Raw genomic sequence first — 25,290 nt, 5'->3', positions numbered from 1 at the left:
CAATCTCCTTGCCTGCAGCTATCGCCTGTAGTACCTACCCCCTTTAAAATCGTTTTAAAACCCTTAAAAAGTAGTTCAAGTCATTATTTTTTATTTATTTACAAGTATTGAATGGTATCAAATTCCACTCTACAGTTATTCCCAATGCAAGCTAAATTGCATATCGAGCTGTTAGGCGGATTTAACATGAGCTACAATGGTGAGCCCGCAACGGATGTGCACACTTCCCGCCTTCAAGAATTAATAGTTTTTTTAGTTCTGCATCGAAATTCAACGGTCTCCCGCAAACATATCGCTTTTTTGTTCTGGCCAGACAGTAGCGAGCAACAGGCTCTTACGAATCTGCGCAACTTGTTGTACCGTCTGAGAAAGGCGTTACCCGGTTCCGATCGGTTTATCTTTATTGATAATCAAAATTTACGGTGGAATTCTGAGAAGTCCCTGATCCTGGATGTAGCTGAATTCGAGCACTTGGCCAAGCAATTATTAACTTCCGATGACAAAATTAGTGAGATTGAGACCTTCAAGAAGGCTGCTGATCTTTATAATGGCCCCTTACTTCCCGGCTGCTATTCTGAGTGGATCGAATCCTACAGGAATCAGCTTCATCAGCATTACCAGGATATTTTACAGGAATTGATCCATCTGTTGGAAATACACCGGGATTATGAAGCTGCTATCTCATACGCTCGGAAGTTACAGCAAAGCGATCCGTACAGTGAACCTGCCTGTCGCAAGCTTATGGAGTTGTATTCGAAGAATAATGATAGGGCGAACGCGATAAACACTTATAGGGAGTATTTCGATCTGGTTCGAGAAGATCTTAAGAGCGAGCCTGCCCCGGAAACCCGGCGATTGTATCAACAGATTGTTGAAGGCTATAATGAGATCCCGCCACCTAAAGAAAGCATGCTTGATCATGATTGGCCACTGGTGGGTCGCGACCATGAGTGGGAAATATTGCAGAAACCCTGGAGGCAAGCCCTGTCTGGTCAGATGCAGGCGGTAATTATCAAGGGCGAACCGGGGATTGGTAAAACCCGGCTGGGCCTGGAGTTTATGAATACCCTCCGAAACCAGGGCTACCCCACCGCCTACAGTCGTTGCTACGAGGCCGCCGGGGCATTTAGCTACGGCCCGGTGATCGACTGGCTTAAAGAAGAGGCGATTCATCAACACCTTGGAGGATTAGACTCGTTGTGGCTGACCGAGCTCGTACGGCTTGTGCCTGAACTCCTGGCCGAGCATCCCGATCTCTCCCTACCCGGCCCAATCAGCGAACCCTGGCAACAGCGCCAGCTCTATGAGGCGATCGCCCGGGGACTGGCGGCGGGCGACAAGCCCCGGCTGTTGTTTATCGACGACCTGCAGTGGTGCGACCGCCAGACCCTGGAGTGGATTAGTTACCTTTTCCACAACCACCCGGACCAAAAACTTCTGTTGGTCGGTGCCCTCCGGCCGGTCGAGGCCGCCCCCAACGAACACCTGCAAACCCTCCTCCAGGTGCTGCGCCGCCAGGAACAACTGCAGGAGCTCTCGCTGGGCATGTTGAATGAGGAGGAAACGGAAGTGCTGGCTTCCTCGGTTGCCAGGCAATCTATCGCGGAGACAGCGGCAAAGCGGCTGTACCGGGAGTCGGAAGGTCACCCGCTATTCGTGGTAGAAGCGGTGCGGGAAGGTCAGTGGATGGACGAGGTTGATTCTGAAGTATCCTCCTATCAGGATGAGGTCTCATCCGATCAGCCGTTACCCAAAAAAGTCAACCAGGTGATATCATCCCGCTTTCGCCGCCTTTCCGGTCAGGCCCGGCAGCTGATGGGAGTGGCCGCGGTAATTGGACGGGAGTTTACCCTCGATATTCTCCGGCAGGCAAGTGAGCTGGACGAGCCAGCCTTAATTGAAGCCCTGGAAGAGCTCATCGGGCAGCACATCATGCGCCGGCAGCGCTCCGGGGAGTACGATTTTACCCATGACAAGCTACGCGAAGTGGCATATGGGGAACTCAGCGACGCCCACAGGCGCTGGTTGCATGAGCGAGTGGCTGCTGCCACCGAAGATATTTACACCGGCTCAATCAATGGACTTCAAAGCCGGATGACCTGGCATTACGAGCACGCCGGCTTGCCTGAAAAGGCTAACTTGTGGAAAGAGAAGGTGGACATCAGAACAGACCAGCCAGGTGCCGGTCCGGATCCACTTGAGCTGGAGGGTACCTCGGTTGGGCGCTACGAAGTCAGGGAGTATCTGGGCGGCGGGGCGATGGGCGTGGTCTACCGGGCGTGTGACACCCGGTTGGACCGAAGTGTGGCACTTAAGTTCCTGCCTCCGCACTTGTCGACCAGCGATGAGGCAAAGCGGCGCTTTGTGCAAGAGGCAAAGGCGGCTTCGGCACTGGATCATCCCAACATTGCCACGGTTTACGAGATTGGACAATCTAGCGACGACCGGCATTTTATTGCGATGGCCTACTACCCGGGGGAGACCCTGAAAACGAAAATCGCCCGCGGGCCACTGCCTGTCGGAAAAGCGTTAAATTATGCGGTGCAAATTGCTGAGGGCTTGGCTCGGGCCCACCAGGCGGGCATAATCCACCGAGATATCAAGCCTGCCAATATGATGGTGACTAATGACGAACTGGTCAAAATTGTAGATTTCGGGCTGGCGAAAGTTCAGCAGGTGGACCTGACGCGTACCGGCCAGACACTGGGTACGGCCGCGTATATGAGTCCGGAGCAGACGCGGGGAGAAACTATGACGCCTGCGACAGATATTTGGTCACTGGGAGCGGTCCTTTATGAGATGTTGACCGGTCAGCGTCCCTTTGGAGACACCAACAGCCAGGCTATCATCTACGCCATTCGCAATGATGAACCAGAGCCAATGGATAAATTTAATAAAGAGATCCCTACCGCACTGCAGGCAATCGTTGCGTGCTGCCTGGAGAAGGATCCGACCCGGCGGTACACAGAAACGGAAGAGTTGGCCACCCACCTGAGGGCCATCAGAGACAACCCATCCGCGCAGATAGCAGACCAAATCAGCTGGAACAAGTATCTGCTCCAGGCTTCAGGGATCTGCATAGTAGCTGGATTGTTCATCTTCGGTGCCGCTTGGTTCCTGACCTTCCGGCTGGGTCTTCCCGAATGGACACTTTGGGCAGCAGTCGCTCTGCTGGCTATTGGCGTGCCGAGCGCGGCAGCAACAGCATTGGTGGAGAGGATTCCCAACCCACCGCAAAAGTGTAAAGATGGATCTCAATTAGAATCTGCTGCATATTGGTTAAATACGGTAGCAGGACGCTGGCTTCGCTGGTCTCTCTTTTTCCGCTGGAACGCGCTGGCCTTTGGATGCCTTGGTGTGGTAGTGACCGGTTACATGGCCTCCCGAACCCTGGGCGTGGGGCCTTTTGCCACCCTCATAGCAGCGGGAACCCTGGAAGAGCAGGACCGCATCGTGCTGGCCGATTTTGCCACGCAGACGGTCGACTCGACGCTGGTCTATACGGTCACGGAAGCCCTCCGGGCGGATCTCGCGCAGGCGCCGGCGGTCAACCTGGCCGACCAGGCAAGGGTAACGATGGTGCTTGAATCGATGAAGCGGGCCCAAGAGGACCCCCTCGACTACGATACGGCTCGTGAGGTGGCCATCCGAGAGGGATTCAAGGCAGTTGTGGCCGGTCAGATCAACACCGTCGGGTCCGCCTTTGTCCTTTCGGCCCGACTGGTGGCAGCCGAAAACGGCCGGGAGCTGGTAACGGTGCAGGAAACGGCTGAAAGCGACGACACGCTCATCGGGGCTATCGAACGCCTGTCCAGGGGGCTCCGAGAGCGAATCGGCGAATCGCTATCTAGTATACGGGAAAGTCCGGGTCTGGGACGGTACAGGACGGCGTCGCTTGAAGCGTTGAAACGTTTTTCGTTGGGATACCGGGCTATTGAATATCGAGCGGACTGGGAAGGTTGTATTAAGTATATGACCGAAGCCCTTGCAATTGACAGTTTATTTGCCGCCGCATACTCCTTTCGCAGTGTATGCAATCCGAAATTAGACATGAAATTAGCCGACTTACGCCGGGCGTACCGGCTCCGCGACAGGATGAACGACTTTGGTCGCGCGGCAGTGACGCATGGTTATTACAGGAGAATTACTGGTGAGTTCGAGAAGGGCATTCAGGTATTGGAATCGCACTGGAAACTGCACCCTGAGGACAGCATACGAACGATGTTCTTCCTTAGCGACAATTACTCAAGACTCGGGCAGTACAATCGGGCTGAGGAGTTAGTACTTCGTGGTAAGCATGCCATTGAAATACTAGACACTGAGCTTTCGTTACAATGGCCTTTGAATCGCTTGGCATTTGTTCAGCTCCGACAAGGTGAATTCGATGAAGTCGAAAAAACCATTAAACTTTTAGAAGAATTAGAAGAAAAGGAACCCAATACCAGTACGACGTTTCCTATCCCTCTGCGAGCGAAACTCGCGTTTGTCCGTGGAGAATACTCTGCCGCTGTTGATTACGTGCGCGAATGGCGGAACCTGAATAGTAAAAACCTCGCTTCACATGCCGTGACGAGCGCGCATTGGGCTATGATTGCACTGGCCCAGGGTAAACTTACCGAGGTCGAGTTCCATTACCGCGATGCTATGGAAGCCAATGAGGTGCGTGGCGATCTGAACTGGTTTTACCAAGATGCACTGCGAATCTCTATGTCCCACCTCTGGCTTGCCAGCGATACCAGCCGGGCTTTAAGTGTGACAGAAGAGATTCTGACCCGCCATCCGCTGGACTCACTTAATGTGTTAAGCCGGGAATACCACCGGCTCGCCATCGCTTTTGCCCAGCTGGGCCAGCCGGCACGGGCCAAGACCTTACTTAAGCAAGCCCGGGATTCGTTACCTCAGGATATGCAGGGTCGCTTTAAATACGATATCCACCGGGCACGTGGCTGGATCGCGGTGGCCGAAGGACGCCTGGACGAAGCGGCGGGCCATTTCGAGCGCCTGCAAAAGAGGCCCACCGGGGAAAACCAGATAGACCGGTTATTTGCCCTCGGACTTATCTACGACCGGGTGGGAGCTCCCGATTCAGCCATCACCTACTACGAGCAATTGGTGTCGCGGCTATTCAAGGGGCTGGGAACACGTAGGTTGGTATCAGCCTCTGGCCCTTGAGCGTCTCGGGCAACTCTATGAAAAACGCGGTAAAACTCAGAAGGCTATCCGGTACTACACCCGCTTTACGGAGCTATGGAAAGACTGCGATCCTGAGCTTCATCCCCGGGTCGAGGAGGCCCGGAAGGCGCTGGCCAGGCTTACGGCTGAACCTGAACCAATGGGCAGCCGGTTATCTACCCTGGATCCCCATTTCATTGCCGTACTACCCTTTCGGAATTTGAGCGCCGATGGACCCAATGCCTACTTTGCGGACGGACTGCATGATGAGCTTTTGAATCAGCTGGCCCGGGTATCGACCCTCCGGGTAATCAGCCGGACCTCGGTGATGGGCTATGCAGGGCAAAACACCCCTCCCATCCAGCAGATCGCCCGGGAGCTGGGAGAGGGAAGCGTGCAGGTAGCGGAGGAACAGCTGCGGTTGCATGTACAGCTTATTGAGGCATCAAAGTCGGAAGAATATTGATTGACGCTTGAGGTACTGTCTCTTATCCACTCAAGAATCAGCTTTTCTCCAAAAATGATCATGTTTCATATTTGGACGAACCTCCCACACAAAATTGTCAGCGTTTGATGAATTTTTAATGATTTTTTCAAAAGAACTTCCAATTAAACGCTTTAGCAAACGCTCACCAAACGACCTCCGAATAGCTTACGGGTAGAACGCCATTAAAGGCAACACTGCCAACAAGATATAGGAGGTTATCATGAAACGTTATTCAACATTTAAAAAAGCCATCCCCTCTTTCCCTGTTCTCTTGCTTTTGTTTGCGTGCTATTTCGTATTTCCGACTAAAGCCCAGGGGCAGGGTGAATTTGATTACATAAAGAAGAAAGGCACGATATACTATGCCGTCCTTGAATTACCTGAAAGGAAATATCTCGTAATCGGAACTCGGACTCTTATAAATAAAAGTATGAAGATCGAACGGACTTTGGGAAATATTGGACAAATAGAACTAAGTGTTCTTCTTGGCAACGGTAAACGACAATTGATCAGAGGGCAAATAATGGATAATGGACGCAATACAACGTTTTACTCGCAGAGTTCGGCTCGGCAATTCGTGAGAAGACTTACCGAGTAAACGTCTGGTCATTCGATTAAGTCAGTTCGAGATAAAAACTGTCATTGAGGGATTCAGCAGCCATAGGGATCCTGACAGCTGGGAGGCAATCTCCCGATGGATGAATAAAACGGATGGGGAGATCGCCACGTCGACCTCATCGTTGAGCCAACAGGGTTCAAAAAAGCCTCCTCGCGATGACAGTTGTTATTTTGAATAATTCTTATGTCGAACTGAGATTATTTTGCCTTAAATACAGGATCGTATCTTCCCTGTGGATTAAATACTTTTGGAAGATGTGAATTGCAATATTTACACATTAGGCATATCTACCGTTAAAATATGAATTCCGAAAGTAACCAGATCCACAGAATGGAAATAGAAAAAAACACCCCGGAGATTACACTGAGCAATGTATCATTTTTGAAAAATGGTCAGATTGAGGAGCATGTCGATAAAATGGCGGGTGACATGAAGTTTTTCTCAATTTTTTACATCATCCAGGGCGTGCTGTTGTGCCTGACCATTATCGGGGCAATTATTGGGATACCGATGATTATCTACCACATAAAGCTCCATCAGTCGGCACGCTCGTATCGAAATTTTGTCAAATCAAATGACTTCTTTCACCTGAACAAAGCTTTCGAAAACCAGCGCAAGTTTTTCTTTTTCTATAAAGTGCTGCTAATCGTGATGGTCGTTGTTATCCTATTATACATTATCGTTGCCATCTACCTGTTGTCCCTGGGAATAATGTCGATGCCGAAAAATTTCGCTTAAAAAAAAGGGCCGAATGTGATATTCGGCCCTTAACAATGCATTGTATCGCCTGGCGAAATAAATTATGCTTTCTTACCAGACTTCTCTCTGAAAAGCATGAACCCGAGTACTGCAATCGTAAACAGGCTGACACCCAACAGGTAAGCCATCAAATTTGATTCAGGCTGTGCAATTGATGCCCAGCGGTTGGTTTTTTGGTCAATAGTGGCAATTTGAGAACTGCTAAGGACCTCGGTTCGTATCATGTTCTCGGTCCAGTACTCTTTCACCCGGGTATTCCAGAAATCAGCAAATTTTGTGTAATCCTGATACGTTTTATTTCCTGAATCCTGTCTGCTTTTGGTCAGCCCCTGCTCTACGTAAGTATTCAGCGCCTCAAACAGGGTTGAAGAGTTATTAAAATCCTGCACTTCAATATCTGCTTGTTGGAATGACTGCTGGAGTGAAGTCCACATGCGGTCATTCAATCCTTTTTCCCACTGATTGATACTCTGCTCAATCTCTGATTTGGTTTGCTGCGGATTCACACTGTAGGCCTGAGTAAACTTGGTGCCCACTTTACTCCACATCCGTGAAAACTCCTGTTGTACCGCTTTCATTCTGAGATAATCTTCAGGACGCAGATCCTGGTTCGCTTCCAGCAGTTGCAAACTTTCTGACGGGATGGCCCGCATCATCTTCAGGGGACTCTCCTCGGTATTCAGTTCATTCTCCGAACGAACATTTTCCATATCCGTCATGGCGTTCAGGCCAAGATCTTCATACGTAACAACCACAGAATCGATGAATGACAGGATCAGCTGATCACGCCGCTCCAGGTTCTCACGATAGTTTCTGAGTTGATCCGATAGCTCTTTTTCGCTGGCTATCGATTTCTGAATAGCCGTTTCCAGCGAATCAGTGTGGCTGTTAAGATTATTGAGCTTTTTCCCATAACTGGTTAGCTCGCTGTTCATCCGCTGCAGCTTATCCTGCTGCTGTTCAATTGTAGCAAGCTGATCCTGTGCTGAAAGCGCCCATTCCTCCAGTTCTGAAATTTGCTCTTCAAAGGTTTCAGGGTACACGGCTTTGTTGATAAGCGTTCTGTGATCGACATATTCCATTTGCAGAGAATCAATCCTGTCGCTTACCTGCTGTGCTTCCGAAAGCGTGGTTACACTTTCGAGTGACTGCTTTATCTCCTTAACTTGCTGGTTATACTCTTGCTGTATCTGGTAGTCTGACTGCACTTGCTGGGCGTGTGCAGATACTGAAATTGATACAAATGTCACCAGTGCCAACAATGAACCGGTATAATTAAGTTTAAATAAATTCATATCAGTTCTCCTCCCTGCTTGCTAATTCCTGATCAGTTTGCTTCACCCCTTCTTCAGTGAGCATATAGGTATCTTCAGTTTCCCTGTTCAGTAGCTGCACATACGTATCTCGTTGATTGAAAGCGGGTTGTTCAATGCCCTCTTCACTGATCTTGATTTTCTTCTTCAGTTTTAACTGATTCTTTTCCGGAGCCATCACATATACGTTTGAATAACCCGCGGCAGTGATATAATAAAATCCTTCTTTACCCCTAATCATCCGGACTTCACGGGTGGTAACCGAGCTGGTATCCTCGGTCTCGGCATACTGCAGTGGCAAGATGTTGAAACTTAGTCCATGTTGAACATCTTCCACGACCCCGTTTTCATTGGGCGTTAGTACTGTTTCAATTGGTTGGGAATAGTTTACGTCACTAATCACCATTGACTGCTTACAACCGGCAAACAGTAACAGCATGCAACCCAAACACAATGCTGGAAGTGTACGTAGCGAGTATATCATCATTAAACCGTCTTTAAGTATTAATTGGTTGTTCTGGTATGAACTTCAATTACTTATAGACGGCCAACTGACAATTTGTTCCGGGATGAAATTGTCAAACGCTGATCAGCACTTCATAGTGGGCATCAGGTGACAAAAGATCCCGACCCTGCAGGGCTTCCAGCTCCAGGATAAACGAATATCCCACAACCTGTGCCCCAAGCTTTTCAACCAGTTGTGTGGCCGCGCGGGCTGATCCGCCGGTGGCAATAAGGTCATCATGGATAATAACCTTAGCTCCATCGGGGAGCGCGTCGGAGTGCATCTCCACCTTGTCTTCACCATATTCCAGGGCATACGTCTGCGAAACTGTTTGGGAGGGCAGTTTCCCCGGTTTTCGTACCGGGATGAAACCTGCATGGAGATCTTGCGCCAGGTTTGTACCAAAGAGGAACCCGCGGGATTCTATCCCAACCACGTAATCAATACTGTTGTGCCGAAAAGGGCGCGCCAGCATTTGGGAGGTAAGTTCCAGCGTGTCAGGATTTTTAAGGAGGGGTGTAATATCTTTGAAATCGATCCCCGGCTTGGGGAAATCAGGAATATTGCGAATTTCAGACTCAAGCAGCTCAAGGACAGCTTCATTTACAGATTCCATGCGATTATTTTTTTACTTTTATTATTGCATTCGATTATAGCTAATAACCCGAATGGGAAGCAAATTTTTTAGTTTTGCAATATCATGCTTACTCCCTGTGACCAGGTTTGCGAACAGGTGGAGAAAAAGAATGCTATAAACTCTCTCAAAATCACAAATATACATGTCAACAAACGGTAAGTCCCCCATCATCCGCAAGTATCAACAATACATGATCAAGGCATTTAAACTGGCAGAACAGGCCTATGATGAAGATGAGGTCCCCGTTGGGGCTATCGTAGTAAAAGATGATAGTATTATCGGGAAGGGATACAATCAAACGGAACGACTTAAAGATCCCACGGCGCATGCCGAAATGCTCGCTATCTCAGCAGCTTGCTCAACAATAGAAAATAAGTATTTGACCGGCTGCACTCTCTATGTCACCCTTGAACCCTGCCCGATGTGTGCCGGGGCACTGGTCTCCTCTAAAATCGATCGCATCGTTTTTGGGGCTCCCGATGTCGAAGGCGGTGCGTGCGGAAGCCTGTTCAATATTGCCAGTTCAAATAAATTGAACCACCAGGTTGAGGTGATTCAAGGTGTGATGGAAGAAGACTGTAAATGGATACTTAAACAATTCTTCCAAGAGCAGCGCTCAAAGTCCAACGGAGAGAACTAGATATCCACTATTTGCAGCCATTCTTATTCTGACCAGATAATTTTACCTTTTTTTACTTAACCGTTAACCCTGAATTGAGTGTGAAATTGACCTTTAAAATACTTTGAATTTTATTGCAGATGCATATTTTAGGTAATGAATTTTTCCAACAGATTTTTCATTAATTATTACACTTAATTTTAAAAGAAAACGGGATTTATTATGTCAAGACCAGTAACGTTATTTACCGGCCAATGGGCCGATATGACATTGGAAACCATCGCTGAGAAGGCTTCTTCATGGGGATACGATGGATTAGAACTGGCTTGCTGGGGAGATCACTTTGATGTCCGCCGTGCGCTTGAAGAAGATAATTATTGCGAGCAGCGTAAAGAGCTACTGGCAAAGTATGATCTGAAAGTTTGGTCGATCAGTAATCACTTGGTGGGCCAGGCGGTTTGCGATCTTATTGATGACCGCCACAAAGAAATTCTGCCCAAACATGTTTGGGGCGACGGCGATCCTGAAGGAGTGCGCCAGCGGGCTGCTGATGAGATTAAAGATACAGCAAGGGCTGCAGCCAAGCTTGGGGTGCCGGTAGTCAATGGTTTTACAGGCAGCTCCATCTGGTCAAAACTTTATTCCTTCCCTCCCAACAAACCGGATACGGTAGACAAAGGCTTCCAGGATTTTGCCGATCGATGGAATCCCATCCTCGATGTATTCGATGAGGTGGATGTTAAGTTTGGACTCGAAGTGCATCCTACTGAAATTGCATTTGATATTGCATCTGCTGAGCGTGCCATTGAAGCGCTTGACGGGCGTAAGGCATTCGGTTTCAATTATGATCCCAGCCACCTCGGCTACCAGGGTGTTGACTATCTGGGTTTTATCGACAACTTCTCTGATCGCATCTACCATGTACATATGAAAGATGTGTGGTGGTCAGACAAGCCGACCAAAGCTGGTGTCTTTGGTGGACATACTGATTTCGGAAACAAAGACCGCTACTGGGATTTTGTTTCTGTTGGTCGTGGCAAAATCGATTTTGACCGCATTATCCGTGCATTGAATCGCGTAGAATATGCCGGTCCCCTTTCTGTTGAGTGGGAAGACAGCGGAATGGAACGAGAGATTGGCGCAAGCGAATCGGCCGATTACTGCAAAAAAATTGACTTCTCTGCTCCAGGCGCTGCTTTCGATTCGGCTTTCTCCGAGAAGGATGACTAAATTTAACATATGGTAAACAGTTAATCGTTAGAATAGCCATTTAGCCATTTTAATTTGTATTTTTACCCTTCTGATCCTCTTTGATCAAGGCATTTTGCTACTGATGGATCCAGGAGTCGGAGGTCAGAGAGGACTGAAAGGGGTTCATGCAGGGTAAAATACCGGGAATCATTTCAGGTCGATTTAAAAGATTACCGACCACCAACAAACAATTACAGAAAGAAATTTAGATGTATTTATTAGGATACGATGTAGGGAGTTCGAGCATTAAAGCCAGCCTCATTGAGGCTGACGGGGGTAAACTGATTAGCTCTGCTACCTCTCCAAGCAAGGAGCTAGAGATTTCAGCACCGGAACCGGGCTGGGCTGAACAAGACCCCGAGACATGGTGGACCCACGTCGTTAAAGCAACCAAACAGATTGTTTCTGAATCCGGTATTAATACCAGTAATATCGAAGCCATCGGCATCTCCTACCAAATGCATGGACTGGTGCTCGTCGACGAGAATAACAAATCCCTGCGCCCCTCCATCATCTGGTGCGACGGGCGGGCAGTTGACATCGGTCAGCAAGCGTTTGAAGAACTGGGAGAAGACTACTGCCTGGAACATTTCCTTAATTCACCGGGCAATTTTACGGCCTCCAAATTGAAGTGGGTAAAAGAAAATGAACCCGACGTCTACAAAAAGACATCAAAATTTATGCTGCCCGGCGACTATATCGCTATGAAGATGTCCGGCGATATTGCCACCACCACATCAGGCCTCTCCGAAGGCATCTTCTGGGATTTCAAATCGAATGGACTTGCGGACCAGGTCCTGGAGCACTATGGGCTTTCAAAAGATTTAGTCCCCGAGGTTCATCCCAATATGGCCGAGCATGGGGAGCTCTCTGCCGCTGCGGCTGAAGAGCTCGGGCTTTCCAAAGGAATTAAAATTTCGTACCGGGCCGGCGACCAGCCAAATAATGCGCTCTCCCTTAATGTTCTGAATCCGGGTGAGGTTGCATCAACTGCCGGGACATCCGGCGTGATCTATGGCGTCACAGACAAGCCGCTGCACGACGACCAATCCCGTGTGAACACATTTGTTCACGTAAATCATACCAAAGACAATCCCAGCTATGGAGTCCTGCTTTGTGTGAATGGCACTGGGATTCAATACAGCTGGCTACGGAATACGCTGCTAAACGGTACCTCCTACAGCTATGACGATATGAATGAAATGGCGGCCAAGGTACCTATCGGAGCGGAAGGCATCTCAGTGCTGCCCTTTGGCAACGGGCCGGAACGACCGCTCGCAAACAAAGACCTGGGTGGAAGGATTAATGGCATTCAGTTTAACAGGCACAATACGGGTCACGTGATCCGTGCGGCACAAGAAGGAATTGCTTTTGCCCTGAACTACGGCCTGCAGATTATGAAAGAGATGGGTATGGAGATTGAGACCGTGCGCGTGGGCCATACCAATATGTTTTTGAGCCCCGTCTTTGCAGAGGCGTTTACCAACGTGACCGGAAAAGTTGTGGAGATGTACAATACTGACGGCTCCATAGGAGCAGCCATAGGGGCCGGCATTGGAGCGGGCATCTATAAAGAACGGTCCAATGCATTTGCCGGTCTAAAAAAAGTGAAAACGCAAGCACCGGAAAGTGAGCTGGTTAACGCTTATTCAGATGCGTATGAACACTGGCATAATGAACTCGAGAAGGCACTTTGATTGCATCGCCGAGTGATTATTACTTTGAAAACAGATATAAACTAAAACTCAGAAAACTCAAGTAACCCTTACACTTTTATGAACATTACTACTGGTGAGAAAGAGTATTTCCCGGAAATTGACAAGATCGAATATGAGGGAAAGGATTCCGACAACCCACTGTCGTTTAAATATTATGATGAAGACAAAAAGGTTGCCGGAAAAACAATGAAAGATTTTTTCCGATTTGCCATCGCCTACTGGCATACCTTTACCGGAACCGGAGGTGATCCATTTGGTATTGGCACGCGTGAGTTTCCCTGGCTGACAGCGGATGACCCTGTCCAACGGGCCAAAGACAAAATGGATGCTGCTTTTGAATTCATCACAAAGCTTGGTGTCCCCTTCTATTGCTTCCACGATTACGATCTTGTGGATGAAGCCGATACTATTGCTGAATCTGAAAAACGGTTAAAAGCCATTGTCGACTACGCCAAGCAAAAGCAGGAAGAATCTGGTGTGAGGCTCCTATGGGGAACAGCCAACCTGTTTACCAATCCCAGGTATATGAACGGTGCAGCTACCAATCCCGATTTCCATGTGCTGTCACATGCCGCAACGCAGGTCAAGAATGCAATTGATGCCACTATTGAGCTCGGCGGTGAGAACTACGTTTTCTGGGGCGGTCGTGAAGGCTATATGTCGCTGCTCAACACCGATATGAAGCGTGAAAAAGAACACCTGGCCACGTTCTTGAAAAAAGCACGTGATTACGGGCGTAAAAATGGGTTTGAAGGAACATTTCTGATTGAGCCCAAACCGATGGAACCGATGAAGCACCAGTACGACTTTGATACTGAAACAGTGATCGGATTTCTACGGGAACACGGACTGGACGAAGATTTCAAGGTGAATATCGAGGTAAACCACGCGATCCTCTCGCAGCATACCTTCCAGCACGAGCTTGAAGCAGCCGCAGCCAATGGGTTGCTCGGCAGTATCGATGCCAACCGCGGGGATTATCAAAACGGCTGGGATACCGACCAGTTCCCCGTTAACGTTTTTGAATTGACACAGGCGATGCTGGTTCTTCTTGAACACGGCGGACTTGATACCGGCGGATTCAACTTTGACGCCAAAATCCGAAGAAACTCCACCGACCTGAAGGATCTCTTCTATGCCCACATTGGCGGTATGGACGTGATGGCGCGCTCACTCGAATCCGCAGCTGCCATCATGGAAGGTTCCGAGTACAAAGAGCTGCGTAAAAAACGTTACAGCTCCTATGACAGCGATGAAGGTGCCAAATTCGAAAATGGCGACCTAGGTCTAGAAGACCTTAGGAATTACGCTATCAAGAATGGCGAGCCTGAGCAAACCAGTGGAAAGCAAGAGTACTACGAAAACCTGATCAACCAGTACATCTAGTTTACATTCCAGCAATACAAAAAAGCCGGGCAATCATTGTGGTGCCCGGCTTTTTTTATTGAATTCAAGATGATGTTGATCAAAGGGTCAAAGGCTCAAGGTTAGAAGGTCTAGAGTATGATTTTTAATTCTATTCTTCGTATCGTTGAAACGTTGAGATGTTGAATCGTTGAAGTGATTCTTACCTCACAATACTTAGTACCGTTCGCTCTGCGGCGGTACCCTGGATTGACGCCCTGCGTCCAAACACCGTTAGGTTATTAGACGCAGAACATCAGGTTTCTTGATTAATACGAAAACTACAATTACCAGTCGAACTCAATTTTCTTGCCGGTTTCGGCAGATTCGTAAATGGCCATCAATATTTTGGTATCCCGCAGTCCCATCTCTCCTGGGACGCGGCTTTCTTTGTCATTGATGATACAATCGGCAAAAGCGTCCATCTGCAGTTTCTGCTGTCCCACGTTGGGAACGTCCATTACACCATTATGTGTCTTCGCCTCAATTCCGCCATAACCATAAGAAGGTTCTACATGGCAGAAACCATCGGTGGTATTGGCATGATGATAATTGTAGGATTGAGCATAGCTGCTTTCTCCTGTTGCTTTTACGCCTCCCGGAAATTCAAAAGTCCACGTGATGGTCTCCTCAACTTCATCAAAAAAATCAGGTTTGGTTTTCTTGGGCGTTTCTGCAATCACGGAAAGAGGGCGTTCTCCCATCGTGTAAAGTGCAGCCTGAACCGCATAAATACCGACATCCATAAGTGGACCGCCTCCGGCTAATTCCTTATCAATACGCCAACGGTTGGGGTCGGTCAGAGGAAATGCAAAACCGTTATTTATATCCGTAACCGGACCGTAGGGTTCATTCTGTCCTATGTGCATGACCTCTTCGTGATGTGGCTCAAAATGTAGCCTGTAGCCTATGGAGAGCTTGACCCCAGCTTTATTGCAGGCATCCACCATTGCCTGGGCATCTGCTACAGAAGTCGCCATCGGTTTTTCGCTGATGACATGCTTCCCCGCCTCTGCTGCACGAATGGTATATTCAGCATGCATAGAATTGGGAAGAACTACGTAAATAATGTCGATGTCATCGTTATCCGCAATCTGGTCGTAAGTCTCATAATTATAGATGTTGGAATCCGGAATATTATACTTTTCCCCATACTTTTTTTCTTTCGAAGGGGTGCCCGTTACCAGTCCTGTAAGCTTACAAAACTTTGTTTCTTGCAGCGCCGGCGCCAGTTGTCCCATAGCATAACTACCAAGCCCTACCAAGGCGATGCCCAGCTTTTCGTCAGCAGGCAGCGGATCCCTCTTTTCCCACTGCTGGTAATAGTACTGGTGGTGATCTCCAAAAAAGTTGCCGGCAGCCGATAGCCCGGGAAATGCCAGGGTGGCTCCCATCCCCAGTGACACTCGTTTTAAAAATTCTTTGCGTGAATATCCGTTACTCTTGTCGTCAAAACTCATCCCTATGCTCCGTTTTTATTAATCAGTGTTTATGAGTACTGTCAAGCCTTTCATAATAATTACTGGTCTAATTCCCGAACCCAGATATTGCGGAAACTGACAGTATGACTATGATCCTGCAATGCCAAAGGGGCTCCACCTTCATAAGCTTCATATTCCGGGTGACCGATATAAACGGTAGGCCCTTTCAGCTCGGCTTTGTTGTGAACCATAATTCCATTCCAAAACACCGTCAGGTACGCCGGTTTTGCCACCGAGCCGTCATCATTAAACTCAGGAGCTTCAAACATAATATCATAGGTCTGCCATTCTCCTGGTGCTTTTGCCGCATTCACAGCAGGAATATGTTGTTTATAGATGCTTCCCGCCATTCCATTGGAATACGTTTTGTTATTATATGAATCAAGCACCTGCACCTCGTAACGATCCTGCAGAAAAACTCCACTGTTTCCCCGGTCTTGTCCTTCCCCGCTCGGCTCTGGTGCTCTCCACTCTATATGCAGTTGCACACTGCCAAAATCCTGTTTGGTTTGAATCCCACCAGTTCCGGGGTTGACGGTCATGGCTCCATCTTCCAGCTTCCATTTCACATCAGAGCCATCAGGATGCTCCCAGTTGGAAAAGCCGGAGCCATCGAATAAAACAATTGCATCAGATGGAGGGTCCCCGTATGAAGAACCCGGGGTGATTTTTTCAGGCACCGGTTCCCAGACTTCCGTTTCTTCAGGTTCCATATCGCCATCCTGCGCCATTGAATTGGCGGCAAATGACAAGAATATGAGAGACAAGGCTATGGTAAAGGTGGTAAGTTGAGTCATCTTTGTAATTTGATTTGTTAATGTTGGAGAGCCGTAATCTATTCAAAATGAAGGATAGTTGCAGACTATGGTTACCAGTTAAATAGGCCATCCTTGTGAGGTTTTAACTGATTTTATATAAAGAACAATAGCGCTAATCAAATACGGGGGCGTTAGCGCAAGTACCTTTTCTGGACTTTACTTACCTGTATCGCTGCATAACCTAATGGATCACTAGTATTCCTACTGATTTTGTCAGGTGAGAATCAATAGCAAGATTTCTTGAACAAGAATCATATTATAACGTCAGTTCGATATAAAAACTGTCATTGTGAGGAATTCAGCGAAATCCAGCGGTAATCTCCTATGCGTAAACAAAAAACGGATGAGGAGTCGCCGCATCGACCGCATCGTTGAGCCAACAATTTAGTAATTCTTATGTTGAACTCAGGTTAAGCCGGGTCTCCTCACGAGGGGTTTTGAATAAACGCTGGTGAAAATCTCCTCTTTATAAGATTAACGCGCTTACCAAGACGACTATCTCATACATAGTGAGACCAACGTCTCATACTTACCGAGACCATAGTCTCGCAGACCTTAAGACTACTATCTCAGTGTGTATGAGACGACCGTCTCAATTAATTGAGCATATCCTCTGAAATGCAACAATATTTAGCGTCAGTTCGAGACAGAACCTGTCATTGCGAAGAGGATTAAGTGACCATCGGGATCCCGAAAACTTGCGGGAGGCAATCTCCCGGCGGATGAACAGAAAATGGACGGGGAGACCGCCGCGTCGACTGCAAAATGAAAGTACACTACTATTAAAGACGCCTCCTCGCGATGACAGCTATAATTTTTGTGATCCTTATATCGAACTGAGGTTATTATAGCTACCCAGCTTTTTTTGTTGAGACCGGGCAGATAGTAAATGCACCATCTAAGGCCGATCAGGAGGCGATGAAAATGGCGTAATTTCAATTTGGGATGACGGATTACTTTCATTGCCGCTGTCGTCAATGGCGGTAACCCTGTAGTAATATGTAGTCCCATTTTGGAGGTTCTCATCAACAAATTCCACATTGGTCAGCAGACCGCTGTTGACTGGATTTTTCGATGACACATCCGTAAAATTTTGCTCAGCACGGTAAAGATTATAGCCCTCCAGGTCATCATCACCAACGCTGCCCCAGTTCAGAGATACCTGACCGTCACCCGATTCCCCACTCATTTCGGAAGGAATTGAAGGTGGAGTGGTATCTTCCGTGGGTTCCTCTTGCGGAGGCGGATCTTCGTTGTCTTCATCCAAAGATGTCGGACCACCGCCACCACAGTTTAACAAAAAGAGGCTCATACCAATTAAAAGCCAACTGTTAAATGATTTAAACATGTCTCTTTGATTATTTTATGAGTAACATTTTTTGCACATATCGCATGCTGCCTATTTCAAAGACGGCAAAGTACATTCCACTGGCATGATTGGAGGCATCAAACTGTAATTGATACTTCCCGGCAGGACGCACTCCGTTAACCAACGTTGCCACATTTCGGCCGACAACATCGTATACTTTTACATTCACATGACTTTGCTGCGGCAGGGAAAATCGAAGCGTAGTATTGGGATTAAATGGATTGGGATAATTCGGCATGACCTCAACCTGTTTCGGCAGATATTGACGCTGCTTCTCCTCCAGGTATTCAGTACTTCCCATCACCAAAGTAAATGGTGTTACCTCTTTTTGAGGATTAAATTGAATTTCCGAACTGGCACTTAAATCGTAGGACTTGCCTGTAGCTTTATCAATAAGCACGATATTGGTCAACGCTGAACTACTGCCCTCACCTAATGCTATGTTGATAGATTTTCCTGGTGTGGCTCTGAGTTTCATTTCAAAACTCTGTCCTTGCGGATCAATCGATCGGTGGATGCGGGCAAGTGCTGCTGTTCTCCCCTGTACAATATTTTCAGCCATAAACCGGATTGTTGCATCTTCAAAATCACCCGGCGGGGCGACAATATCGACTGAGGGTTTCCCTTCCTTGCTAAATGAAACTGCAGCTGATGAGGTCTCCTCTCCATTCACCAAGGTTGTCAAACGAATTTCCTTTTCAGGTTCTTTAGTCCGTTCTTTGTTTGGTGCTTGTTCATAGGGAATAACCAGTTCTTCAAGTCCATGGTCGTTCAAAAAGTAGAAGGCTTCTCCCCCTTTTGCCGATGGGAAGAAGCTCATCTCACTGAACAAGCCGTCAAATCTCCAAACAGGCTGTATGCCTCCACCATTGGCAGATGCCACGCTGCTCCAGGATACATCGATATCCAGCGGATTCGAGATGATATTCCAGCCCTGATGTAGTGGTATTACGGCCTGTTTTTCGCTGTTTAACTGCACGGCCGAGATCGTCTGGTTGTATTCGAACGACTGTTGGCTGGTCACCCAAAAACCGTTGCCGGTCTTCATCCTGAAGGAACTGCTGCCGTCGTACTTTACCATGTAATCAGTCTGGTTGCCATTATCCCAGTAGGCCTGCCAGTCGACCCCGGCCTGGCCATTCAGCAGGTCGGAAAGTGACTCACTTACTTGCCCCGGCAGCGCCACCATCCGGTAATCCTGGGGACTGGCAGAGGCTCCAAACGAACGTGTAACCTGCGCGGTGACTTCTGTGGGAGGGGCAAAGAATGAGATTGAGAAACTCCTAACTTCGGACCACTCCCCATTACCGCTGCTGTTTTCACCGCGCACTCTCCAGAAATGAATACTTTCAGATAAAAAATTGTCCACCGTCGTAGTTAAATCACTTGTCAGTTCGTTTGCTACCAAGTCACTGAACAAACTGTCTGTAGCGACCTGCACCCGATATGACGCATTGATGTCCCCTTCTCCCAGGGCTTGGTTCCAGAAAAATTCTACAGGTGGCTCCAGGTCTGAAACATTGTCTGCGGGCAATTCAAGCAGCGGTGGACCGGGCACCTGTCCCGCCGTTGTGAAACCAAAAGCCTGTGAAGTACCGCCATCTCCCTGGCTGTTGATACTGGTTACCCGCCAATGGTAGGTCGTGGAAAAGTCCAGCCCGCTGAATGAAGCCTCAGTTGCAGAAACCGTTTTTGATTGGACCGAACTCCCAAAGTTTGAATCTGTCGATAGCTCCACCCGGTATGTATCCGCCAACTCAGCAACGCTCCAGCGAAGTGTCACCTCTGTTGCCACATCTGTGGCCCCGTCCGCGGGACTCTCCAGCACGGGAGCAGCAGCCAGGCCGCTATAGGTTGTGAAACTCCGCACTTCTGACTCACTGCTTTTCGAACCGTCAGAAGCTACTACTTTCCAATAGTAAGTTGTCGAATAATCGAAGGTAGATACCTCAAGCTGCGTCTCTATTGATGAATTGTCAACGGTTATGGAATTAAATTCTGAGTCGGTGGCCACCAAGAGCCTGTATCCTGTAGCTCCACTCACACTATTCCAGGAGAAAAGCACCGAAGTTGATGTTTCAGTGCCGTCAGTCGGGCTGGTGAGTGTGGGGCTGGCAAGCTGGCTCTCCGATCTTGTGGTAAAACTAAAAACGTTGGAGGTACCACCGTCGCCGAGGCTATTCGTTGCTGTGACGCGCCAGAAGTAGGTAGTTTCAAAGTCCAGGGCGGTGAATGTTGCCGACGTAGCGCTGACAGTCTGAGTTGAGACACCAAAACTAAAATCGGAACTAGTAGCGAGCTCCACGCGATATGAATCGGCATATTCCACACTATTCCAGTTTAATGCCACCTCTGTTTCCACTCCAGTGCTCCCGTCCCCTGGTGTTGTTAGTTGTGGAGTTCCAGCGCTTGCCATCTGGGTGGTAAAACTTCGCACTTCCGATTCCACCGTTTGGCCGCCGATGGAGGTTGTCACTTTCCAGTAGTGGGTGGTTGAAGAAGCAAAATCACCAAGTTCAATCTGTTCATAGGTAATCGCAGAGTCGACTACAACGTTGGTGAATTCCGCATCAGTCGCTACAGTCAGGTTGTATTCTGTCGCATCCGGAATATCATCCCAGGAGAACAGGATGTAGCCCGACAAACCGGTGGCATTGTCTTCAGGATAATTCAGGCTGAAAGAATAGTTTTTGGTAAGTGTTGTAAAACTCCACGTTTCCGACCAGGCTCCATTTCCCCCCGTACTTGTACCTCGCACCCGCCAGTAATAGGTTGTCCCATGCTCAAAACCACTGCTGTAATCAAAGGATGTACCTGTGAGATCGGTTTCCTGTGCTAGTGGAGTAGACAGGTCTTGATTTTTCGATAATATCAATTCATAGGAATCAGCCCCATCTGCAAAGTTCCAGGTGAGTGTTGTAGTAGTGTCGAGATCGGCGGCCCCATTTACAGGAGACTGCAACACCACCTGTTCAGGCGCACTTGTTTTTTTGATCGTTATGGCACCCGACTCCCTGGTTGCCGTCGGACTGCTGGGCCCCGGCTCATTGAACTGCATCTTTCGAAGGGTAAGTGGCGTGCTTTGGGCATCACCAGCCCCTGCGGCTGCACTAAACTTCAACCTAACGATATCCCCAGCCCCTGACATTGTGGATGTGGAGGCCATGGCCACTTTAACCACGCCATCCTTATCCGAACCAAAGACATTGAACCCTTCCGAGAGCGTGCCCGTTACCTCCATCTCCTGGAAAGTGGCTATTGTAGTATCATATTCCACCTCCATCTCGTAGGCCAGAACTCCCAGGCCGGTCAGATCCATCGTCTGTATAGGAACAGTCACCGTACCATCATCCAGGATTTCTACGTCAGGTATAGAAACCGTGACATCGTTCACCGTTACCGAGATGGACTCTGAACTGAAGTTATCGGAATCGGTGGCGGTTACGCTGGTAACCCCTCTCTTAAGCGCCTGTAGCTGCCCCGTTCCTGCATCAATCGACGCAATAGTCGTATCGCCGATCGACCAGCTATAAGGGGCCGTACCCCCGGAAAGAATCGAAAATGATTGGCTCTCCCCTTTTGTGATATCCAGCCCAGGAGGATCCACTTCAAGTACTGGGGCATCTATAATTTGCACCGTACCTGGCTGGACAGAAGCATTGAAATTTTCATTGAAAAAAACATTCTCTGGTGTGACATACGCACTTCCGGTTGATTCCCTGAACACACGAAACCGAATATTTAGGAGTGCTCCCTGCCCGGTTAATGGCTCTGAATCCGCAAAAGCAACACTGATGCCGTTATCCTGCTCAAAGATGGTTGGCGACGGTCGCCCCTCCAGGAGTGTGCCTTCTGTGTCGAGCGACAAGATCTCGATTTTTTCTGATGAATAGGTAAGATCAAACTGACCCGAGGTGATATCGAGTCCACTGATGTCCGAAACCATCACCTGCACGGTGTCCTCCAATGTTTGATAAACAGAGGCGTCTGACACGTGGACAGACAGTTCGAGAAGATTCGCCGGCTCCACGCGGAATATCTCGGTAGAATCTTTCAGCCCTGTGGCATCTTCTGCATATATGCGAACGGATCCCGATGCCACGCCCTGAACCTCTCCACTGGCCGATACCGTAGCGACTGCCTCATCAGATGAACTCCACGTGACCGGCGTGGTGATGTTGCCATCCAGGTTGAACTGCACGGTATTCCCCTCTACCAATGGGTCGTAGGGCTTTCGGGGGCTTAAGGCGATCCCCCTGACACTTACCGTGCCCTCTTGCGAGTTCACTACCGGCTGACCTTCATTCAGTTGCATATCGACAACACTGATCGTCGATTCCTCAAACTTCAGTGCTTCAGCATTTACCTTCACCTTCAAAACCAAGAGCACTCCTGAGCCCTGCAGTGTATCGGGGGTTGTGAAGGCAAATTTGCCGGTCGTGGTATTAAATTGTGTGCTCTGTCCGGCGAGCAGGGTCCCTGCCGTCTCAACACCCTGCAGTTCCACCACATCCGAGGAGAGCGTGAAGGTCCACTCCCCGGATAGAATACCATCAGTTTTTGCAATAGCACTGGTTGTAATCGGGAGTTCGACAATGGTACCGGCATCCACCGCCGTGTCGGGAACACTAACGGTTACCGCCTGTGATAGTGCGCTGGATACCCCGAGCCCGAGTATAATCAGCAGGACACTTAATATTCTTGAGATCATAGTAGTCACCTTTTAATAATTATCGACTGCAGTTCGGTTATTACTTGATCAGGGTCATTTTCTTGACCTGCGTAAAGTTTTGTCCTGCCTCACCCGCAATGCTAATGCGGTAGAAGTAAACCCCACTTGAAACCGAGCTACCGTCCCAGCTCAGGTTGTAAAGTCCCGCCTGCTGTAGCTTCTCATTCACCAGCACGGCAACTTGTCGACCAATAGCGTTGTATACCTTGACCGTCACCTTACCGCTGACCGGCATCTTGTACTGGATGGTCGTGGTGGGGTTAAACGGGTTCGGGTAGTTCTGCTCAAGTGAGAACGTTTCGGGAAGCTCGAACTCCTTGTTTAGGTTTTCCAGTTGCTCCCCGGCGGTTTCCCCGAGGTCTATATCATTCAACTTCAGCGATGTAAGCTGAATATCACCAGGCAACTTGTTTTTGTTTTCGTCGCTGAATGTAAACCGCAGGTGGATAAAGTCGTCCTCTTTTTCGGCTGCCTCGATCCCAGCCAGTGCCACTTTGGCAATCCCCTCCCTGGCATTGACTATGTTTGACCATTTTCTGGTCTGCGAAGTCTTCACCAATTCCACATCCTCAATCAAACCCTGCTCGTAGTCGATATTCAGCTCGGCGGCGTAGAGTGGAATGGCGCCCTTCGACCTGATTACCAGGTCATAGTGATTTTCAGTCACGACCGTCTCCATATCATAAAGCTCTTCGGGGTCTACTTTACGGATTTTCCCGGCGCCGGGGAAGCCGCTTATGGAGCCTACCACATATTGCAGTATGTATGAAGCATCCATTGCTGCAACGGAGCCATCACCGGATACATCGGCAGCGGCTTGTTGCGTAGCGCTAAGTGCGATCATGTCGACCACATGCTGCAGCACAAGTGAACCATCATAGGCCGAAATACTGCCCTCTTCACTTACATCACCCAGCAGGATGCCGGTTCGATCGGTAAGGAACGGTCGATAGCTAACCTCATTGGAACCGCTGATATAAATGCGGTCGCCGTTTCCTTCCACATTCAGGTCGGACCCCTGGTCAACAAATGGACCGGAAGCATCGCCCCAGTAATTATTTGTAGCCGTTACAGTACGCGACACGTACAATCCGGCGTCATCGTTATCATAGAAATTATTCAGGTGGATATTGGGGTCGGCCGAACTGCTCGCCACATTAATACCGTACTGGTTGTGGTGTATTTCTGAGTTTCGGATCGTTGGTTTGGCACCACTATAAGAATAGATCCCTGTGTTAGCATTCGAACTATAGCTGGAGTCGATTACTACCTCCGTATTATCCGAAAGGTGGAAATTCGTGTTGGCATATCGTGCAATTACATGCTTGAATTGGGATCCAACCGACTGCTCCCCATCGACTAAAATTCGATGCCAGTTCCCCCGTTCCGGTACAGTTTCGGTACCATCACGGTTGGTATCCCCGGCATAGGTATCATCCAGAATAGAGGTAAACACAATTTTATCATCAACAGTCCCACTGGCATTCAGATACCCATTGACAATAAACTCCTCGTTCGTTGCCTTGAGTCCAGACTTGACTACCGTCCCGGGGGCTATCGTCAAGGTATCATCTGCACTAACATGTATGTCTCCTGATAGCGGAACATATGCTGGATCGACAAAGCTGGTTGGAGTCGTGAATCCCAGCTTCCCTTCGAGTGAGGAGTAGAGTCCGATCGCCTCGTTCAACTGGTTGTTGGCTATTTGATTTCCTTCATAGAAATTGCCGTTCTCATTGATGGTCCCCGCCTTAGAAAGCTCACCGGTCAATGAAATAGCCATCTTGTTGTATTCAAGCGTATCATCAACAATAATGGCACGAGAAGTCAATATCCCTGAACCGACATTGTTTCGAATGGCATTACCGGAAATGGTCAATACTGTGTCGGTAGCAGCCCCGCTTACCGTTGCCCAGATGCCGTGACTTCCGTTATCATTTATTCGGTTTGCCTGGAACGTAAGAGGATTTGAAGAATTCACATTACGGATTCCGTCTCCGCCATTGCCTTCGATGGTGGAGTTGGAGACCTCCCGGAAGAACCCGGACGGATTGTTCGAACTGTGGGCCCCGTACAGCCCGTGACTCCCGTTGTTGCGAATCGTCGAGCCCCGCACCGTCACATCGGCATCCTCGTAGTAGGCGCGGATCCCGTGGTACCGGCTGTTCTCAATCACCGAGTTGGTTACCGTATACTTTCCCTTTAACAACTGAATGCCATCCCCATAGGAGGAGGAAACCTGCAGCTCATTCAGCTCATCGGCAAACAGCTGCTGGCCCATCGACATATACAGCCCGTTGTTCCCATAGTTGATGACCACATGGGCCAGCTCCGAATGCTTGGCCAGCCCGGTGTTGTCATCGTACCGGTCATACACGCGCAGTCCCTGCCAGTCGCCGGGATTCG

At 48.7% G+C, this 25,290-nt stretch carries 15 protein-coding genes; 7 read left to right on the top strand and 8 right to left on the bottom strand.

Annotation, left to right across the window (positions count from 1 at the left end; genetic code table 11):
- The first annotated feature begins 144 nt into the window (after positions 1–144).
- From NC796_RS07380 to NC796_RS07370, 3 genes are all read left to right on the top strand, one after another.
- Positions 145–5,172: a protein kinase domain-containing protein gene (locus NC796_RS07380; protein WP_310683504.1), complete on the top strand. Its 5,028-nt coding sequence runs from the start codon at positions 145–147 to the stop codon at positions 5,170–5,172.
- Positions 5,173–5,879: 707 nt separating this feature from the next.
- A complete protein-coding gene (locus NC796_RS07375; RefSeq protein ID WP_310683502.1) occupies positions 5,880–6,257 on the top strand; it encodes a hypothetical protein in 378 nt (125 codons plus the stop codon).
- Positions 6,258–6,608: 351 nt separating this feature from the next.
- Entirely contained in the window at positions 6,609–7,016 is a 408-nt protein-coding gene (locus NC796_RS07370) for a DUF5362 family protein (RefSeq protein WP_310683499.1), read from the top strand.
- 62 nt (positions 7,017–7,078) lie between these two features.
- On the opposite strand, the gene NC796_RS07365 is transcribed toward NC796_RS07370, so the two are convergent.
- The 3 genes from NC796_RS07365 to NC796_RS07355 form a co-directional block, all read right to left on the bottom strand.
- Complete coding sequence (locus NC796_RS07365; protein ID WP_310683497.1) at positions 7,079–8,332, bottom strand: hypothetical protein; 1,254 nt, start codon at positions 8,330–8,332, stop codon at positions 7,079–7,081.
- A 1-nt stretch (position 8,333) separates the two neighbouring features.
- Entirely contained in the window at positions 8,334–8,837 is a 504-nt protein-coding gene (locus NC796_RS07360) for a hypothetical protein (RefSeq protein ID WP_310683495.1), read from the bottom strand.
- A 91-nt stretch (positions 8,838–8,928) separates the two neighbouring features.
- A complete protein-coding gene (locus NC796_RS07355) occupies positions 8,929–9,471 on the bottom strand; it encodes an adenine phosphoribosyltransferase (protein ID WP_310683493.1) in 543 nt (180 codons plus the stop codon).
- A gap of 163 nt (positions 9,472–9,634) precedes the next feature.
- Here NC796_RS07355 and tadA point away from each other — a divergent pair, with 163 nt between their 5' ends.
- The 4 genes from tadA to xylA all read left to right on the top strand — a co-directional run bounded on the left by tadA (position 9,635) and on the right by xylA (position 14,466).
- Complete coding sequence (tadA, locus tag NC796_RS07350) at positions 9,635–10,132, top strand: tRNA adenosine(34) deaminase TadA (RefSeq protein WP_310683491.1); 498 nt, start codon at positions 9,635–9,637, stop codon at positions 10,130–10,132.
- Between the two features lie 201 nt (positions 10,133–10,333).
- Positions 10,334–11,341, top strand: coding sequence for a sugar phosphate isomerase/epimerase family protein (locus NC796_RS07345; RefSeq protein ID WP_310683489.1), 1,008 nt, complete (start codon positions 10,334–10,336; stop codon positions 11,339–11,341).
- 230 nt (positions 11,342–11,571) lie between these two features.
- Positions 11,572–13,059 carry an FGGY family carbohydrate kinase gene (locus tag NC796_RS07340; protein WP_310683488.1) on the top strand — a complete coding sequence of 496 codons (1,488 nt, stop codon included), beginning with the start codon at positions 11,572–11,574 and terminating at the stop codon, positions 13,057–13,059.
- 78 nt (positions 13,060–13,137) lie between these two features.
- Positions 13,138–14,466 carry a xylose isomerase gene (xylA, locus tag NC796_RS07335; RefSeq protein WP_310683487.1) on the top strand — a complete coding sequence of 443 codons (1,329 nt, stop codon included), beginning with the start codon at positions 13,138–13,140 and terminating at the stop codon, positions 14,464–14,466.
- Between the two features lie 305 nt (positions 14,467–14,771).
- On the opposite strand, the gene NC796_RS07330 is transcribed toward xylA, so the two are convergent.
- The 5 genes from NC796_RS07330 to NC796_RS07310 form a co-directional block, all read right to left on the bottom strand.
- Positions 14,772–15,944 carry a Gfo/Idh/MocA family oxidoreductase gene (locus tag NC796_RS07330; protein ID WP_310683486.1) on the bottom strand — a complete coding sequence of 391 codons (1,173 nt, stop codon included), beginning with the start codon at positions 15,942–15,944 and terminating at the stop codon, positions 14,772–14,774.
- A gap of 59 nt (positions 15,945–16,003) precedes the next feature.
- Positions 16,004–16,762: a DUF1080 domain-containing protein gene (locus tag NC796_RS07325; protein ID WP_310683485.1), complete on the bottom strand. Its 759-nt coding sequence runs from the start codon at positions 16,760–16,762 to the stop codon at positions 16,004–16,006.
- Positions 16,763–17,681: 919 nt separating this feature from the next.
- Positions 17,682–18,131, bottom strand: a complete 450-nt coding sequence (locus tag NC796_RS07320; protein ID WP_310683483.1) for a fibronectin type III domain-containing protein — start codon at positions 18,129–18,131, stop codon at positions 17,682–17,684.
- 10 nt (positions 18,132–18,141) lie between these two features.
- On the bottom strand, positions 18,142–22,863 hold the full coding sequence (locus NC796_RS07315; protein ID WP_310683481.1) for a cohesin domain-containing protein: 4,722 nt from the start codon (positions 22,861–22,863) through the stop codon (positions 18,142–18,144).
- Between the two features lie 40 nt (positions 22,864–22,903).
- Positions 22,904–25,290, bottom strand: a 2,387-nt coding sequence (locus tag NC796_RS07310) for a right-handed parallel beta-helix repeat-containing protein (protein WP_310683479.1), incomplete at its 5' end; no start/stop codon positions are given.

This window comes from Aliifodinibius sp. S!AR15-10, from assembly GCF_031569985.1.
In the GTDB taxonomy this organism is placed as follows: domain Bacteria; phylum Bacteroidota; class Rhodothermia; order Balneolales; family Balneolaceae; genus JAMQKA01.
This window is presented reverse-complemented; position numbering and strand designations above follow the sequence as displayed.